13 protein-coding genes are annotated in these 16310 nt (G+C 71.3%); 12 read left to right on the forward strand and 1 reads right to left on the reverse strand.

Annotation, left to right across the window (positions count from 1 at the left end):
* Positions 1-252: 252 nt before the first annotated feature.
* A complete protein-coding gene (locus AC1VWI_RS30080) occupies positions 253-1764 on the reverse strand; it encodes a DUF885 family protein (RefSeq protein WP_499514130.1) in 1512 nt (503 codons plus the stop codon).
* 323 nt (positions 1765-2087) lie between these two features.
* Between AC1VWI_RS30080 and AC1VWI_RS30085 the strand changes: the two genes are divergently transcribed.
* From AC1VWI_RS30085 to ligA, 12 genes are all read left to right on the forward strand, one after another.
* Positions 2088-3080: an ABC transporter permease gene (locus AC1VWI_RS30085; RefSeq protein WP_499514131.1), complete on the forward strand. Its 993-nt coding sequence runs from the start codon at positions 2088-2090 to the stop codon at positions 3078-3080.
* Positions 3081-3184: 104 nt separating this feature from the next.
* A complete protein-coding gene (locus AC1VWI_RS30090) occupies positions 3185-4963 on the forward strand; it encodes an ABC transporter substrate-binding protein (protein WP_499514132.1) in 1779 nt (592 codons plus the stop codon).
* Positions 4964-5068: 105 nt separating this feature from the next.
* Entirely contained in the window at positions 5069-6067 is a 999-nt protein-coding gene (locus tag AC1VWI_RS30095) for an ABC transporter permease (protein WP_499514133.1), read from the forward strand.
* Positions 6064-7179, forward strand: a complete 1116-nt coding sequence (locus AC1VWI_RS30100; protein WP_499514134.1) for an ABC transporter ATP-binding protein — start codon at positions 6064-6066, stop codon at positions 7177-7179. Before AC1VWI_RS30095 ends, AC1VWI_RS30100 begins: the two co-directional genes overlap by 4 nt.
* An 11-nt stretch (positions 7180-7190) precedes the next feature.
* On the forward strand, positions 7191-8246 hold the full coding sequence (locus AC1VWI_RS30105) for an ABC transporter ATP-binding protein (RefSeq protein ID WP_499514135.1): 1056 nt from the start codon (positions 7191-7193) through the stop codon (positions 8244-8246).
* Between the two features lie 25 nt (positions 8247-8271).
* Complete coding sequence (locus AC1VWI_RS30110) at positions 8272-8937, forward strand: trimeric intracellular cation channel family protein (protein WP_499514136.1); 666 nt, start codon at positions 8272-8274, stop codon at positions 8935-8937.
* A gap of 82 nt (positions 8938-9019) precedes the next feature.
* On the forward strand, positions 9020-10189 hold the full coding sequence (locus AC1VWI_RS30115) for a cysteine desulfurase family protein (protein ID WP_499514137.1): 1170 nt from the start codon (positions 9020-9022) through the stop codon (positions 10187-10189).
* 204 nt (positions 10190-10393) lie between these two features.
* Positions 10394-11557 carry a tRNA 2-thiouridine(34) synthase MnmA gene (gene mnmA / locus AC1VWI_RS30120; RefSeq protein WP_499514138.1) on the forward strand — a complete coding sequence of 388 codons (1164 nt, stop codon included), beginning with the start codon at positions 10394-10396 and terminating at the stop codon, positions 11555-11557.
* A gap of 86 nt (positions 11558-11643) precedes the next feature.
* The gene (locus AC1VWI_RS30125) at positions 11644-12183 is read left to right on the forward strand and encodes an LOG family protein (RefSeq protein WP_499514139.1); all 540 of its coding nucleotides are present in this window, start codon (positions 11644-11646) and stop codon (positions 12181-12183) included.
* A gap of 27 nt (positions 12184-12210) precedes the next feature.
* Positions 12211-12900 (forward strand): SDR family oxidoreductase, encoded by a 690-nt coding sequence (locus AC1VWI_RS30130; protein WP_499514140.1) that lies wholly within the window; start codon positions 12211-12213, stop codon positions 12898-12900.
* Between the two features lie 26 nt (positions 12901-12926).
* Complete coding sequence (locus AC1VWI_RS30135) at positions 12927-13958, forward strand: methionine synthase (protein WP_499514141.1); 1032 nt, start codon at positions 12927-12929, stop codon at positions 13956-13958.
* Between the two features lie 7 nt (positions 13959-13965).
* Positions 13966-16194 carry an NAD-dependent DNA ligase LigA gene (gene ligA, locus AC1VWI_RS30140; RefSeq protein WP_499514142.1) on the forward strand — a complete coding sequence of 743 codons (2229 nt, stop codon included), beginning with the start codon at positions 13966-13968 and terminating at the stop codon, positions 16192-16194.
* Positions 16195-16310 lie beyond the last annotated feature (116 nt).

Below are 16310 nucleotides of genomic sequence, written 5' to 3' on the forward strand. Positions count from 1 at the left end.
CGGCGGTTTCCGGGGGTCGTGTGCCTGTTCGCCGGCGGCTCGCGCGCCGTTGCGCCTGCGGCGGGCTTTTCCCACCCGCCCACCCGCCCACCCGTGCGGCACCGTCGGCGGGTGCGGGTGGCCCTGTGGGTGGTGGCGGTGCGTCGGCGGCTTACGGTCGGCTCCTCGGGGGAGGCCCGTTCGTCCGCGGGCGTGGCTGCGCTGCCCGCACCCACCGCGACCCGCCCCGCACGGCGCGCCGCAGGCCGTCCCTCACAGGGCCGCGTCGATGAGCCCCAGCGGCGGGCTCCCCAGCTCCAGCAGCGCACCGTGGAACCGCTGCAGCGAGAACTCGGGCCCCCAGGCGCGCCGGGCCCGCTCGCGCAGCCGCATGATCTCCAACTTGCCCCAGGTGTAACGGCCGTACGCCGCGTCGAAGGTGCCGCGCCGTGCCTCGGAGGCCGCGCCGGCCCGGGCGAGGTGGGCGTCCCGCATGAAGCGCTGCGTGGCGTCCTCCAGCGTCATCGCCCCCGTGTGCAGGCCGATCGCGCACGCGAGCCGGGTGACGCGTACGAGCGCCTCCAGGGCGACGCCGATCGCGAAGCGGGGGTCGCGGGCCCGGAAGCCCTCCTCGAGGCAGACCTCCTCGACGTAGTGCGCCCAGCCCTCGCAGAAGGACAGCGAGTGCAGGACCCGCCGCACCTGCGTGGGTGCGTGCCGCAATGCCCTGCCGTGGGCGAAATGGCCGGGCGCCACCTCGTGGACGGTGATCGCCGGCAGGCTCGTACGGCTGAAGACCGAGAGCCACTCCTCGCGTTCCTCCTCCGGCCAGTCCGGCTCCGGCGGGGTGACGTGGTACCAGGAGGCGGAATCGGCCTCCTCCGGGGCGGCCCAGGTCATCATCGCCATGGACCAGCGGCGCGACGGCGGCGCCGGCCCGACGAGGCAGTCGCCGTCGAGCCAGGGCACGAGCCCCCGCTGCCGGGTGAACTCGATGACCTCGTCCGTGAGCCGGGCGGCCTCGGGGATGACCCCGTCCGCGTCCGGATGGTCGGCGAGCAGCCGGGGGATGAGCTCGTCCACGGTGGCCTTGGGGTCCAGCCGTCCGCAGGACTCCGTGAGGAGCCCGGTGAGCCGGTCCCGCTCGCGTTCGGCCTCGTCGGCGAGGGCCGAGAGGTCGACCCGCAGGCCCTCCTGACTGCCCATCAGGAGCGCCAGCGCCTCCCCGCCGAGCCGCGGGTCGGGGTCGCCGGTCTCCGCGGCACGGGCGATGTGGTCCACCAGCCGGGCGTGCGCGGCGAGCGCGGGGCCGGCCTCCGGCTCCCGGTCCGGATCGAGGTCGGCGGCCAGGCCACGCACCGCCCCGAGGAGTGCACCCGCGACCGGCGCGCTCACCCGGTCGAGCGATGCGATGGCCGCGTCGACGGCGTCCGGCCATTGCTGGAGGTGGCGGCTGCGGGCCTGGGCCAGCTCCTCGCGGGGCGCGTACTCGCGGTCGTACGCGGTGAGTTCAAGGTTGGACAAATGCGGATATGGGTCACGCCGGTGCAGTTCCAGCTCGCCGTACTGGACCTTGAGGGTGTCCTCGAAGACCGACAGGTGCCGCTCGTCGTGGGGGTCGGGAAGGGCCGGTTCGCGCAGCCGGGCGTGGGCGAGCGAGGACAGTCCGCGGCGGACGCCGTCGGGTGACAGGTCCTGCACCTGGCCGTCGTACTCGTGGAGTCCCGCCATCTCCCTGACCACGGGGACCATCAGGTCGCACACCGAGCGAAGCCGATCATTCATGGCATCGAAGGTAGCGACTCCTCTTGCATCGCGGCGATCTGTCAACGCGCGTAACACTGCGGTAATAACGGACGAAGGCTCACCACATCACGGTTGCGCATCGCTTCCCTGTGGGGTCTGGCGCGTGATCCACGCCCCATGAAGACTCGCGCACCAAGGCGGCTCACACGTCGCCTTAACGATTCATCACAAGCCAAACACACAGCCCAGCGCCACCGCACCACCATCAAGAGCTGCGCCCGACATGGTCGGTCCGCTCCGTCGACCCGGGCGGACGGCCAGGCGAAGCCGGCCACCGCCGGCAGGGGGATGCACGAGGAGACATGACAGCACCGCTGCACGACACCGCCGAGACGGCCGTCGCCGACGTCGCCGCCGACATACCCGCGAAGGCCATCGAGGGGCGTTCGCCCGGGCGTATCGCCTGGATGCGCCTCAAGCGCGACAAAGTGGCGCTGGCAGGCGGCGTGATCGTCGTCTTCCTCATCCTGGTCGCGATCTTCGCCCCCCTCATCGTCAGCGCCCTCGGTCATCCGCCGAACGACTTCCACGAGAACAAGATCGACCCGCTCTTCGGCACCCCCACCGGCAAGTGGGGCGGCATCAGCGGGGATTACCTCTTCGGTGTGGAGCCGGTCAACGGCCGCGACGTCTTCAGCCGCATCGTCTACGGGACGCGGATCTCCCTGCTGGTGGCCTTCCTGTCGGCGGTCGTCGCGGTGGTCCTCGGCACCTTCTTCGGCATCATGGCCGGTTACTTCGGCGGCTGGGTCGACGCCGCCATCGGCCGCGTGATGGACGTCCTCCTGGCCTTCCCCCAGTTGCTCTTCATCATGTCCCTGGTCTCGGTCATGCCGAACTCGCTGCTGGGCTTCAGCGGCACCGGCGTGCGCATGGGCGTCCTGGTCGTCGTCATCGGGTTCTTCGGCTGGCCGTACGTCGGGCGCATCGTCCGCGGCCAGACCCTGAGCCTGAGGGAACGCGAGTACGTCGACGCGGCCCGCAGCCTCGGTGCCGGCCGCGGCTACATCCTCTTCCGGGAACTGCTGCCCAACCTCGTCGCCCCGATCACCGTCTACGCGACGCTGATGATCCCGACGAACATCCTCACCGAGGCCGCCCTGAGCTTCCTCGGGGTCGGCGTGAAGCCGCCCACCTCGTCGTGGGGACAGATGCTGTTCAAGGCGCTGTCCTTCTACGAGACGGACCCGATCTTCATGCTGATCCCGGGCCTGGCGATCTTCATCACCGTGCTCGCCTTCAACCTCTTCGGTGACGGCGTACGGGATGCGCTGGACCCGAAGGGCTCCCGCTAGCCCTCGCACACCGCCCCTGCCATTCCCGTCAGGTGGCTTCTCACCGAGAAGGACCGCAGGTCCGCCGAAAGTCGCGGACCGCGAATCACGGAGGTTACGAAAAAGTGACATCCCCACGCTCATCGAGGCGCAGGCTGGCCGCAGGGACGGCCGTCGTGGTCGCCGCACTGCTGTCCACCGCCGCTTGCGGCGGCGGAGGCGGCGGTGGCGGCAAGTCCGACGGCAACGCCAAGGCCCCCGGATTCAACGCCGCTGTCAACAAGGTGGCGAACGCGTCCGACAAGAAGGGCGGCACGCTCAAGTTCATCGGGACGCAGGACGCCGACTCCTGGGACCCGCAGCGTGGCTACTACGGCTTCATGTGGGACTTCGCCCGGTACTACACCCGTCAGCTGGTGTCCTTCACCCCGGAGCCGGGTCTCGGCAGCACCACGCTGAAGCCGGACCTCGCCAGCGGCCTCGCGAAGGTCAGCGACGGCGGCAAGACCTACACGTACACCCTGAAGGACGGCCTGAAGTGGGAGGACGGCTCCCCGCTGACCTCCAAGGACATCAAGTACGGCATCGAGCGCATCTGGGCGCAGGACGTCATCTCCGGCGGCCCGATCTACCTGCAGCAGGTGCTCGACCCCAAGGGTGAGTACAAGGGCCCGTACAAGGACACCTCGCCCGACAAGCTCGGTCTGAAGGCCATTGACACGCCGGACGACAAGACCATCACCTTCCACCTGGCGACGCCGAACAGCGACTTCGAGCAGATGCTCGCGATGCCGTCCGGCTCCCCGGTCCCCGCGGCCAAGGACACCGGCGCGAAGTACGGCCTCAAGCCGTTCTCCAGCGGCCCGTACAAGTTCGAGTCGTACACGCCGAACAAGTCGATGGTGCTGGTCCGCAACACCAACTGGAGCGCGTCCACCGACGACCTCCGCAAGGCGCTGCCGGACAAGATCACGGTCACCCTGACCACCAACGCCGACGACATGGACAAGCGCCTGATCAACGGCGACTACGACCTGGACCTCAACGCCACCGGCGTCGGCCAGGCCGCGCGCGCCGAGGTGCTCGGCAAGAACAAGGGCAACGCCGACAACCCGGACACCGGCTTCATCCGTTACGCGGTCTTCCCGACCACGGTCAAGCCGATGGACAACATCCACTGCCGCAAGGCGGTCATCCTCGCGGCCGACCACAAGTCGCTGCAGACCGCCCGTGGCGGCCCGCAGGCCGGCGGCGCCATCGCCCCCAACATGCTCCCGCTGGGCATCAAGGGCGCCGACGCCAACTACGACCCGTACAACGTCCTGAAGGACACCTCGGGCAACGTCGAAGAGGCCAAGAAGGAGCTCAAGGCCTGCGGCCAGCCCAACGGCTTCAAGACCACGATCGCGGTCCGCAACAACAAGCCGATCGAGATCGCCACGGCCGAGTCGCTGCAGGAGTCGCTGAAGAAGGTCGGCATCACCACCGAGCTCGACGAGTTCGACGGTGCGCAGACCTCCGGCATCATCGGTGCCCCGAAGACGGTCAAGTCCAAGAACTACGGCATCATCATCATGGGCTGGGGCGCCGACTTCCCGTCGGGCCAGGGCTTCCTCCAGCCGCTGGTCGACAGCCGGTTCATCCTGGAGAGCGGCAACAACAACTTCGCCGAGATCAAGGACAAGTCGATCGACGGCCTGTTCGACCAGGCGCTGCAGCAGACCGACCCGAACGCCGCGGCCGACCTGTACAAGCAGATCAACCAGAAGGTCTCCGAGGGCGCGTACTACCTGCCCTTCACCTTCGAGAAGAACATCATCTGGCGCAGCTCCCGCCTGACCAACGTCTACACGGCCGACGCGTACAACGGCCGCTACGACTACGCCTCGCTGGGCGTGCAGTAACAACCCTCGAATCGATCGAGTGCCACACCCGCTAGGCACGAAGGGCAGGTGATGGCCGCGTGCGGCGGCCCGGGTAACCCCCGGGCCGCCGCCGGGCCGAGCACAGTGCTTGCATACATCATCCGGCGACTGTTCGCTGTCGTCGTCATGTTGCTGGTCATCACGTTGGTGACCTTCGGGATCTTCTTCCTGATCCCCAAATGGGTCGGAGTCGACCCCGCCACCTACTTCATCGGGAAGCAGGCGGATCCGGCCTCCCTCGAGGGCATTCGGAAGAAGATGGGCCTCGACGATCCCATCCTCGTGCAGTTCGGCAAGTTCCTGTGGGGGCTGTTCGCCGGGCGTGACTACGCCAACGGCGCGGACGTCACGCACTGCCCCGCCCCTTGCTTCGGCTACTCCTTCCGCAACGAGCAGGCGATCTGGCCGGTCCTGACGGACCGTCTCCCGGTGACCCTGCAGCTGGCCGCCGGCGCCTGCGTCATCTGGGTGATCGTCGGCGTCGGCACCGGTGTCGTCTCCGCCCTCAAGCGCGGCTCCGTACTGGACCGCTCCCTGATGACGGTGGCGCTCGCCGGCGTCTCGCTCCCCATCTACTTCACCGGCATGATCGCCCTCGCGGTGGTCGTCTACGGGCTCGGATGGATCGACGGCCAGTACGTGCCGTTCGGTGATTCACCATCCGCCTGGTTCGGCGGCATGCTCCTGCCCTGGGTCACGCTCGCCTTCCTCTACGCCGCCATGTACGCCCGGATGACCCGGGCCACCATGCTCGAGATCATGGGCGAGGACTACATCCGCACCGCGCGTGCCAAGGGCCTGCGCGAGCCGGTCGTCATCGGCAAGCACGCCATGCGCTCGACGATGACCCCGGTGCTCACCATCCTCGGCATGGACCTCGGCGCCCTCGTCGGCGGCGCGATCCTCACCGAGACGACGTTCAGCCTGCCCGGCATCGGCCAGGCGGCGGTGAAGGCGATCTCGGACAAGGACTTCCCGCTGATCCTCGGCGTCACGCTGATCGCGGCCGTCGCCGTGGTGGTGGCCAACCTCCTCGTAGACCTGCTGTACGCCGTCGTCGACCCGCGCGTGAGGCTGTCATGACCGACCTCCCCATCCAGAAGTCCGGCACCGGGGCGGACGCCGCGCCGAACGAGCCGGTGGCCGGGAAGGCGGGGCAGCCCACGGCGTTCCTGGAGGTCCGCGACCTCAAGGTGCACTTCCCGACCGACGACGGTCTGGTGAAGTCCGTCGACGGCCTCTCCTTCCAGCTGGAGAAGGGCAAGACCCTCGGCATCGTCGGCGAGTCCGGCTCCGGCAAGTCGGTGACGTCCCTGGCGATCATGGGTCTGCACCGGGCCGGCCAGTACGGCCGCAGCAGGGCCCGGATGTCCGGCGAGATCTGGCTCGACGGCAAGGAGCTGCTCTCGGCCGACCCGGACGAGGTCCGGCGGTTGCGCGGCAAGGACGCCGCGATGATCTTCCAGGACCCGCTGTCCGCGATGCACCCCTACTTCACCGTCGGCGCGCAGATCGTCGAGGCGTACCGGGTGCACCACGACGTGTCCAAGGCCGTGGCCCGCAAGCGCGCGGTCGAGATGCTCGACCGCGTCGGCATCCCGCAGCCCGACAAGCGCGTCGACGACTACCCGCACCAGTTCTCCGGCGGCATGCGGCAGCGCGCGATGATCGCCATGGCGCTGTCCAACAACCCCGACCTGCTCATCGCGGACGAGCCGACCACCGCGCTCGACGTGACCGTGCAGGCGCAGATCCTGGACCTCATCCGGGACCTGCAGAAGGAGTTCGGCTCCGCGGTCATCATCATCACCCACGACCTCGGCGTCGTCGCCGAGCTCGCGGACGACATCCTGGTGATGTACGGCGGACGCTGCGTGGAGCGCGGACCGGCCGACAAGGTCTTCTACGAGCCGCAACACCCCTACACCTGGGGCCTGCTGGGCTCGATGCCGCGCCTGGACCGTGAGCGCACCGAACGGCTCAACCCGGTCAAGGGCTCGCCGCCGAGCCTCATCAACATTCCGTCCGGCTGCGCCTTCCACCCGCGCTGCCCGTACGCGGAGCTCACCGGCGGCGCCAGCACCACCGTCGTTCCGGAACTGCGCGAGGTCGGCAGCCGGCACCACGCCGCGTGCCACCTGGGCGCGGCGGACCGGGAGCGCATCTGGACCGAAGAGATTGCGCCGAAGCTGTGAAAGGCCAGGAGATGACGATCCCCCAGCAGTCGACCGCCGACGGGTCGGATGCGCTGCTCAAGGTGAGCGGCCTGGTCAAGCACTTCCCGATCACCAAGGGTCTGCTGCGGCGCCAGGTCGGCGCGGTCAAGGCCGTCGACGGCATCGACTTCCACGTCAACCCCGGGGAGACCCTCGGCGTGGTCGGCGAGTCCGGCTGCGGCAAGTCCACGATGGGCCGGCTGATCACCCGGCTTCTCGAACCGACCGGCGGGAAGATCGAGTTCGAGGGCCGGGACATCACGCACCTGGGCACCGCGGGTATGCGCCCGCTCCGCCGCGACGTGCAGATGATCTTCCAGGACCCGTACTCCTCCCTCAACCCGCGGCACACCGTCGGCACCATCGTCGGCGCGCCGTTCCGGCTGCAGAAGGTGCAGACGGAGAACGGGGTGAAGAAGGAGGTGCAGAACCTCCTGGAGCTGGTCGGCCTCAACCCCGAGCACTACAACCGCTACCCGCACGAGTTCTCCGGCGGCCAGCGGCAGCGCATCGGCATCGCCCGCGCGCTGGCGCTCAAGCCCAAGCTCGTGGTCGCGGACGAGCCGGTGTCGGCGCTCGACGTCTCCATCCAGGCCCAGGTGGTCAACCTCCTGGACGACCTGCAGAGCGAGCTCGGCCTGACCTACGTGATCATCGCGCACGACCTGTCGGTCATCCGGCACGTGTCGGACCGCATCGCGGTCATGTACCTCGGCAAGATCGTCGAGGTCGCCGACCGCGAGGACCTGTACACCAAGCCGATGCACCCGTACACCAACGCGCTGCTCTCCGCGGTGCCGGTGCCGGACCCGAAGCGGCGCGCCAAGCGCGAGCGGATCCTGCTGACCGGCGACGTCCCGTCGCCGATCGCCCCGCCGCCCGGCTGCCGCTTCCACACCCGCTGCTGGAAGGCGACCGAGGTCTGCAAGACCACGGAGCCCCCGCTGGCCATCCTGGCCACCGGGCACCAGGTGGCCTGCCACCACCCGGAGAACACCGGCGACTCCGGCAGCGGCACGGCCGGGAAGACGGCCGAAAAGGCCTAGCCACCCACCCGGCACAATGGGGCCGGTGCAAACCGAACTGTTCAGCCACTCCGTCCAGCACGTGCTCGACCTCGTCGGAATCTTCGTCTTCGCGATCTCCGGCGCGCTGCTCGCCGTACGCAAGAACTACGACGTCTTCGGCATGGCGGTCCTCGCCGAGGTCACCGCGCTGGGCGGAGGGCTGATCAGGGACCTGATCATCGGGGCGGTCCCGCCGGCCGCCTTCACCGACCTCGGCTACTTCCTGACCCCGCTGATCGCCACCACGGTGGTGTTCTTCCTGCACCCCCAGGTCGAGCGGATCAACACCACCATCAACATCTTCGACGCCGCCGGCCTCGGCCTCTTCTGCGTCGCCGGCACCACCAAGGCCTACGACTACGGCCTCAACCTCACCGCCTCCGCCACCCTCGGGCTCGCCACCGCCGTCGGCGGCGGCGTCCTGCGCGACCTGCTCGGCAACGAGGTCCCCTCCCTGCTGCGCTGGGACCGCGACCTGTACGCGGTGCCGGCCATCGTGGGGGCCACCGTCGTGGTCGTGCTCATCAAATTCGAGGCCCTGACCCCCGGCACCGGGGTGCTCGCCGTCATCAGCGCCTTCGTCCTCAGGCTGCTGGCCATGCGCTACCACTGGCGCGCCCCCCGCGCCTGGCACCGGCGCACCACCGCGGCGGAGGAACTCCACCTGTAGCGGGGCACCACCCGGCGCCGTGGGCCCCGGGACGGGCCTCGGTCCGGGAGGGGGCCGCGGCGCCCGTAGAATCACGCTCATCATGGCCTACCTCGACCACGCCGCCACGACCCCGATGCTGCCGGAGGCCGTCGAGGCGATGACCGCGCACCTCGCCGTCACGGGCAACGCATCCTCCCTCCACGCGGCCGGCCGCCGGGCCAGGCGCACGGTGGAGGAGTCCCGGGAGTCCCTGGCCGCCGCGCTCGGCGCCCGCCCCAGCGAGATCGTCTTCACCGCGGGCGGCACCGAGGCCGACAACCTCGCGGTCAAGGGTCTGTACTGGGCCCGCCGCGACGCCGACCCCCGGCGGACCCGGGTCCTCGCCAGCCCCGTCGAGCACCACGCCGTCCTCGACGCCGTCGAGTGGCTCGCCACGCACGAGGGCGCCCGGGTCGAATGGCTCCCGGTCGACGCCTACGGTCGCGTCCACCCCGAGGCCCTGCGCGAGGCCATCGCCCGCGACCCGGGCGATGTGGCCCTCGCCACGGTGATGTGGGCCAACAACGAGGTCGGCACGATCTTCCCGGTTGCGGAACTCAGCGCGGTGGCCCGGGAGTTCGAGGTGCCGCTGCACTCCGACGCCGTCCAGGCCCTCGGGCAGGTCGAGGTCGACTTCGCGGCTTCCGGGCTCGACGCGATGACCGTCACCGGGCACAAGGTCGGCGGGCCGTACGGCGTCGGGGCACTGGTGCTCCGGCGCGAGATCGGCCCGGTCCCCGTCCTCCACGGCGGCGGCCAGGAGCGCGGCGTACGCTCCGGCACGCTCGACGTCCCCGCGGTCGCCGCGTTCGCCGTCGCCGGGACGCTCGCCGCGCAGCGGCGCGAGGACTTCGCCCGGGAGGTCGGCGCCCTGCGCGACGACCTGGTCGCCCGGGTCCGCGAAGCCGTCCCCGAGGCCATCCTCAACGGCGACCCCGCCCCCGGCGGCCGCCTCCCCGCCAGCGCACACTTCTCCTTCCCCGGGTGCGAGGGGGACTCCCTGCTGATGCTGCTCGACGCCCAGGGCATCGAGTGCTCCACCGGGTCCGCGTGCACCGCCGGCGTCCCCCAGCCCAGCCACGTCCTCCTCGCCATGGGCGCCGACCCCGACCTCGCTCGGGGCTCCCTGCGCTTCTCCCTCGGGCACACCTCGACCGCGGAGGACGTCGCGGTCCTCGGCGAGGCGATCGCCCCCGCCGTGGCCCGCGCCCGCAGCGCGGGCCTGATGTAGCGCCCGCGGCGGGCCTTTCCCGCCCGCCCACCCGTGCGGCGCCGGGGCGGGTGCGGGTGGCCCCTGTGGGCGGCGCCTCCTTTCGGGCGGACGGGTGGGGGCGGCCCGCCGCAGGCGCAACGCACCCGCACCCAGCCACGCAACCGCACCCACCACGACCGGCCCCGCAAGGCGCCCCGGGGGCGCCGTACCCTAGGAGGCGCTATGACTGACTTCCCCGGTGCACCCACAGGCCCTGGCGACGGCCGTCGCCTCCGCGTGCTCGCCGCGATGAGCGGTGGCGTCGACTCGGCCGTGGCGGCCGCCCGCGCCGCCGAAGCGGGGCACGACGTCACGGGCGTGCACCTCGCCCTCTCCGTGAACCCGCAGTCGTTCCGGACCGGAGCCCGCGGCTGCTGCACGATCGAGGACAGCCACGACGCCCGCCGCGCCGCGGACGTCATCGGCATCCCCTTCTACATCTGGGACCTCGCCGACCGCTTCCGCGCGGACGTCGTCGACGACTTCGTCGCCGAGTACGCCGCGGGCCGCACCCCCAACCCCTGCCTGCGCTGCAACGAGAAGATCAAGTTCGCCGCGCTGCTCGACAAGGCGATCGCCCTCGGCTTCGACGCCGTGTGCACCGGCCACTACGCCACCGTCGTGGCCAACCCCGACGGCTCCCGCGAGCTGCACCGCGCCTCCGACGCGGCCAAGGACCAGTCGTACGTCCTCGGCGTCCTCGACGAGCGGCAGCTTGCGCACGCCATGTTCCCGCTCGGCGACACCCTCACCACCAAGGACGAGATCCGGGCGGAGGCGGCCCGCCGCGGCCTGTCCGTGGCGAAGAAGCCGGACAGCCACGACATCTGCTTCATCGCCGACGGCGACACCCAGGGCTTCCTCGCGCGGCGCCTGGGCACCGCCGACGGTGACATCCTCGACGAGGACGGCAACCGCCTGGGCACCCACTCCGGCGCCTACGGCTACACCGTGGGCCAGCGCAAGGGGCTGCGCCTGGGCGTGCCCGCCGCCGACGGCAAGCCGCGCTACGTGCTCGACATCTCGCCGGTGAACAACACGGTGACCGTCGGCCCGGCCGAGGCCCTGGACGTCACGGCCCTGACCGCCATCCGCCCGCGCTGGTGCGGCACCGCGCCCGACGGTGCCGGGCAGCGCGCGTACACCGCGCAGCTGCGCGCCCACGGCGACGACGTGCCCGTCACCGCCGAGCTGGCCGGCGGCGAACTGCGCGTCCGCTTCACCGGCGGAGCCGTCCGCGGCGTCGCGCCGGGCCAGGCGGTCGTGCTCTACGACGGCACGCGCGTCGTCGGCTCGGCGACGATCGCCACGACGGAGCGCATCCGGCCGGCGGCCGCGAGCGCCTGAGCGGCCCCGGCACCGGGCGCGGGGTGCGGAACGGGCCGGACGGCCCCCCTGCCCGGCGCCCGGCGCCATGCGCGAGACTGGCCCGCATGAACATCTGCGTCTTCCTCTCCGCCGCCGACCTCGAGCCCCGCTACACCGAACCCGCCCGCCAGTTCGCCGAGTTGATCGGCAAGGGCGGGCACACCCTGGTGTGGGGCGGCTCGGACGTGGGCCTGATGAAGGTGATGGCGGACGGGGTGCAGGAGCACGGCGGGCGCCTGGTCGGGGTCTCGGTGGAGTTCCTCGCGGCCAAGGCCCGCAAGGGAGCCGACGAGATGGTGATCGCGGCCGACCTCGCCGAGCGCAAGGCGGAGCTGCTGGCCCGCGCGGACGCCGTGGTGGTCATGGTGGGCGGCACCGGCACGCTGGACGAGGCGACCGAGATCCTGGAGCTGAAGAAGCACGGGCTGCACACCAAGCCGGTCGTCCTGCTCAACACGGCGGGCTTCTACGACGGGCTCAAGGAGCAGTTCCAGCGCATGGACGAGGAGGGCTTCCTGCCGCTGCCCCTCGCCGACCTGGTGTCCTTCGCCGAGGACGGCGTCTCGGCGCTCGCCTATCTGGAGGAGAACGCCGGCATCGTGTGACCCGCGGGGGATGACAGCATGGAGCCCATGTCGATTCACCTGATCACCGGCGCCGGCTCCGGCATCGGCGCCGTCGTGGCGCAGCGCCTCCTCGACCGCGGCGACGAACTGTGGCTGCTGGCCCGCAACGCCGGACGCGCCAAGGAGCTCGCCGACCGCTTCCCGGGCGCGCGCACCCTCGTCGGTGACCTCGCGGAGCCGGAGCGGCTGTCCTGGGCGCTGGGCCACCAGTCGCCGCCGGACCGGCTGGACTCCCTGCTGCACATCGCGGGCGTCGTGGACCTGGGGCAGGTCGGCGAGCTGACCCCGAAGACCTGGAACCGGACGCTCGCCGCCAACCTCGTGGGCCCCGCCGAGCTGACCCGCCTCGTCCTGCCCCAACTGCGGCTCTCCCGCGGGCACGTGGTCTTCGTCAACTCCGGCGCCGGGCTCAACGCGCACGCCGAGTGGGGCGCCTACGCGGCCAGCAAGCACGGCCTCAAGGCGCTCGCCGACTCCCTGCGCCACGAGGAGCACGCGAACGGGGTGCGGGTCACCTCCGTCTACCCGGGCCGCACCGCCACGCCGATGCAGGCCAAGGTGCACCAGCAGGAGGGCAAGACGTACGACCCCTCGCGCTGGATCGCCCCCGAGTCGGTGGCGACGGCGATCCTGGCGGCGGTCGACCTGCCGCGGGACGCCGAGATCAACGACCTGACGATCCGGCCGGGAGCCTGACCGGCGCGCCGACGTAGGCTGCACCGGTGAGCACGGAAGCGACCGAAGCGAAGTTCCGGCTGCCCCAAGGGGCGGCCACCGGTGTGGGTTCGATGCCGGGAGGTGACGCGCGCGAGGCGGCGCGGACGGCGACCGGGGCGCTGGAGGCGCTGCCGTTCCTGCCGGAGCTGCCCGCGCGCGGCCCGGGCGCGGACATGATCGGCCGCACGCTCGGGATGCTCGTCGAGCTGTACGCGCGCGTGGAGCCCAGCGGATGGCGGTTCGGCGACCGCCCGGGCCGGGACACCCGCCGGGCCAGGGCGTGGCTGGGGGAGGACCTGGACGCCCTGGAGGAGTTCACCCAGGGCTACGAGGGCCCCCTGAAGCTCCAGGCGGTCGGGCCCTGGACGCTCGCGGCCTCCGTCGAGCTGAAGAACGGCGAGGCGGCGCTCTCTGACCCGGGCGCCTGCCGTGACCTGGCCGCCTCGCTCGGCGAGGGACTGCGGTTGCACCTGGAGGACGTGCGCCGGCGGGTGCCCGGCGCGAGGCCCGTGCTGCAGCTGGACGAGCCCTCGCTCACCGCCGTGCTCCAGGGCCGGGTCAGGAGCGCCAGCGGCTACCGCACGCACCGCGCGGTGGACCGCGGCGTCGTCGAGGGCGCGCTGCGGGACGTCATGGCGGCCGTGGGCGGTGTGGACGGCGTGCCGGTGATCGCGCACTCCTGCGCGCCGGAGGTGCCCTTCGCGCTGCTGCGGCGGGCCGGGGTGGCGGGGGTGTCGTTCGATTTCTCGCTGCTCACGGAGAGTGACTGGGACGCCTTCGGTGAGGCGGCCGAGGCGGGAACCGCGCTCTTCGCCGGTGTCGTCCCGGGGACCGACGCCCCGTTGTCGGACCCTGCGGGTAGCGTCAGTGGTGTTCGGGCGCTGTGGCGCAGGCTGGGGCTGTCCCCGGGGGAGCTGGGCACCTCCGTGGCGGTGACCCCGTCCTGTGGTCTGGCGGGGGCCTCGCCGGCCTATGCCCGTGCCGCCCTGGTGCACTGCGCGAAGGCGGCACGCTCGCTCGTCGACAACCCTGAGTGAGGATGGGATGAGGAAGGACGTGGACGTGGAGGACTCCGTGATCCCCGAGGGCGCCAGGAACGAGGACGTGCCGGCGAAGGCGCGCGAGCTGCACGCCTCCCTGGCCGAGCAGGTCGAGGAGCACCGCTTCCGCTACTACGTCAAGGACCAGCCGGTCGTCAGCGACGCCGACTTCGACAAGCTGCTGCGGCGGCTGGAGGCGCTGGAGGACGAGCATCCCTCGCTGCGCACGCCGGACTCGCCGACCCAGAAGGTCGCCGGCGCGTACGCGACGGAGTTCACCTCCGTCGAGCACCGCGAGCGCATGCTCTCCCTCGACAACGCCTTCACCGAGGAGGAGCTGAACGCCTGGGCCGAACGCCTCGCCGCGGAGCTGGGCCCCCCGGCGGGCGAGGGCGGCACCTACCACTTCCTGTGCGAGCTGAAGGTCGACGGACTCGCCGTCAACCTCACGTACGAGAACGGCCGTCTGGTGCGCGGCGCCACGCGCGGCGACGGACGCACCGGCGAGGACATCACGCCCAACGTCCGCACCATCGCCGAGATCCCGGACCGGCTGGCGGGGGAGCGCGTCCCCGCGCTGGTCGAGATCCGCGGCGAGGTCTTCTTCCCCATGGAGAAGTTCGAGGAGCTCAACGCCCGCCTGGTCGAGGCCGGCGACAAGCCCTTCGCCAACCCGCGCAACGCCGCCGCCGGCTCCCTGCGCCAGAAGGACCCCCGGGTCACCGCGAGCCGCCCGCTGCACATGGTGGTGCACGGCATCGGCGCCCGTGAGGGCTTCACCATCGACTGCCAGTCGCACGCCTACGAACTGCTCCACGAGTGGGGCCTGCCCACCACCAGGTACGCCCGCGTGGTCGGCACCCTCGCCGAGGTCAAGGAGGCCATCGCCTACTACGGCGAGCACCGCCACGACGTCGAGCACGAGATCGACGGCATCGTCGTCAAGGTCGACGAGATCCCGCTGCAGGGCCGGCTCGGCTCCACCGCCCGCGCGCCGCGCTGGGCCATCGCGTGGAAGTACGCGCCGGAGGAGGTCAACACCAAGCTGGTCGACATCCGGGTCGGCGTCGGCCGCACGGGCCGGGTGACCCCGTACGCGGTGGTCGAGCCGGTCACGGTGGCCGGCTCGGAGGTCGAGTTCGCCACCCTGCACAACCAGGACGTGGTCAAGGCCAAGGGCGTGCTGATCGGCGACACCGTCGTGCTGCGCAAGGCCGGTGACGTCATCCCCGAGATCCTCGGCCCCGTCGTCGACCTGAGGGACGGCAGCGAGCGCGAGTTCGTGATGCCCGCCCAGTGCCCCGAGTGCGGCACCCCGCTGCGGCCGATGAAGGAGGGCGACATCGACCTGCGCTGCCCCAACGCGCGGGGTTGCCCGGCGCAGATCCGGGAACGGCTGTTCTACCTGGCCGGCCGCAGGTGCCTGGACATCGAGAACTTCGGCTACGTCGCCGCGGCCGCGCTCACCCGGCCCCTGGAGCCCGCCGAGCCGCCGCTGAGCGACGAGGGCGACCTGTTCGGCCTCACCGCCGAGGACCTGCTCCCCATCCGCGCCCACGTCCTCGACCAGAACACCGGCCTGCCCAAGCGCGACCCGGAGACCGGTCAGGAGAAGGTCGTCTCGGTCTTCGCCAACCAGCAGGGCGAGCTGAAGAAGAACGCGGTGGCCATGCTGGAGAACATCCAGCAGGCCAAGGAGCGGCCGCTCGCCAGGATCATCGCGGGCCTGTCGATCCGTCACGTCGGCCCGGTCGCCGCCGAGGCCCTGGCCCGCGAGTTCCGCGACCTGGACGCCGTCTTCGCCGCCGACGAGGAGCGACTGGCGGGTGTCGACGGCGTCGGCGGGACCATCGCGGCCTCCCTCAAGCAGTGGTACGAGGAGGAGTGGCACCGCGAGATCCTGCGCAAGTGGAAGGCCGCGGGCGTCCGGTTCACCGAGGAGGGCTCCGACGAGGGGCCGCGCCCGCTGGAGGGCCTCACCGTCGTCGTCACCGGCACCCTCGCCACCCACACCCGGGACGGCGCGAAGGAGGAGCTCGTGAGCCGCGGGGCCAAGGTCACCGGATCGGTCTCCAAGAAGACCGACTTTGTGGTTGTCGGCGACAGCCCGGGCTCCAAGTACGACAAGGCGGTGCAGCTGAAGGTGCCGATCCTGGACGAGGACGGCTTCGCCGTCCTGCTCGGACAGGGCGCCGACGCGGCCCGGGAGGCCGCCGTGAACCCGGAGGGCTGACAGCCCATCATCACCCTTTCGGCCCATAGCGGAACGATCCGGGAGGGTGGGATCCATTCGGGCAACAGCAGCCGATCGGTGCCCGTGACAGCCTTTATCGGCCTACTGTTGAGAGG

It is taken from the genome of Streptomyces sp. TOM-9 (genome assembly GCF_056858595.1).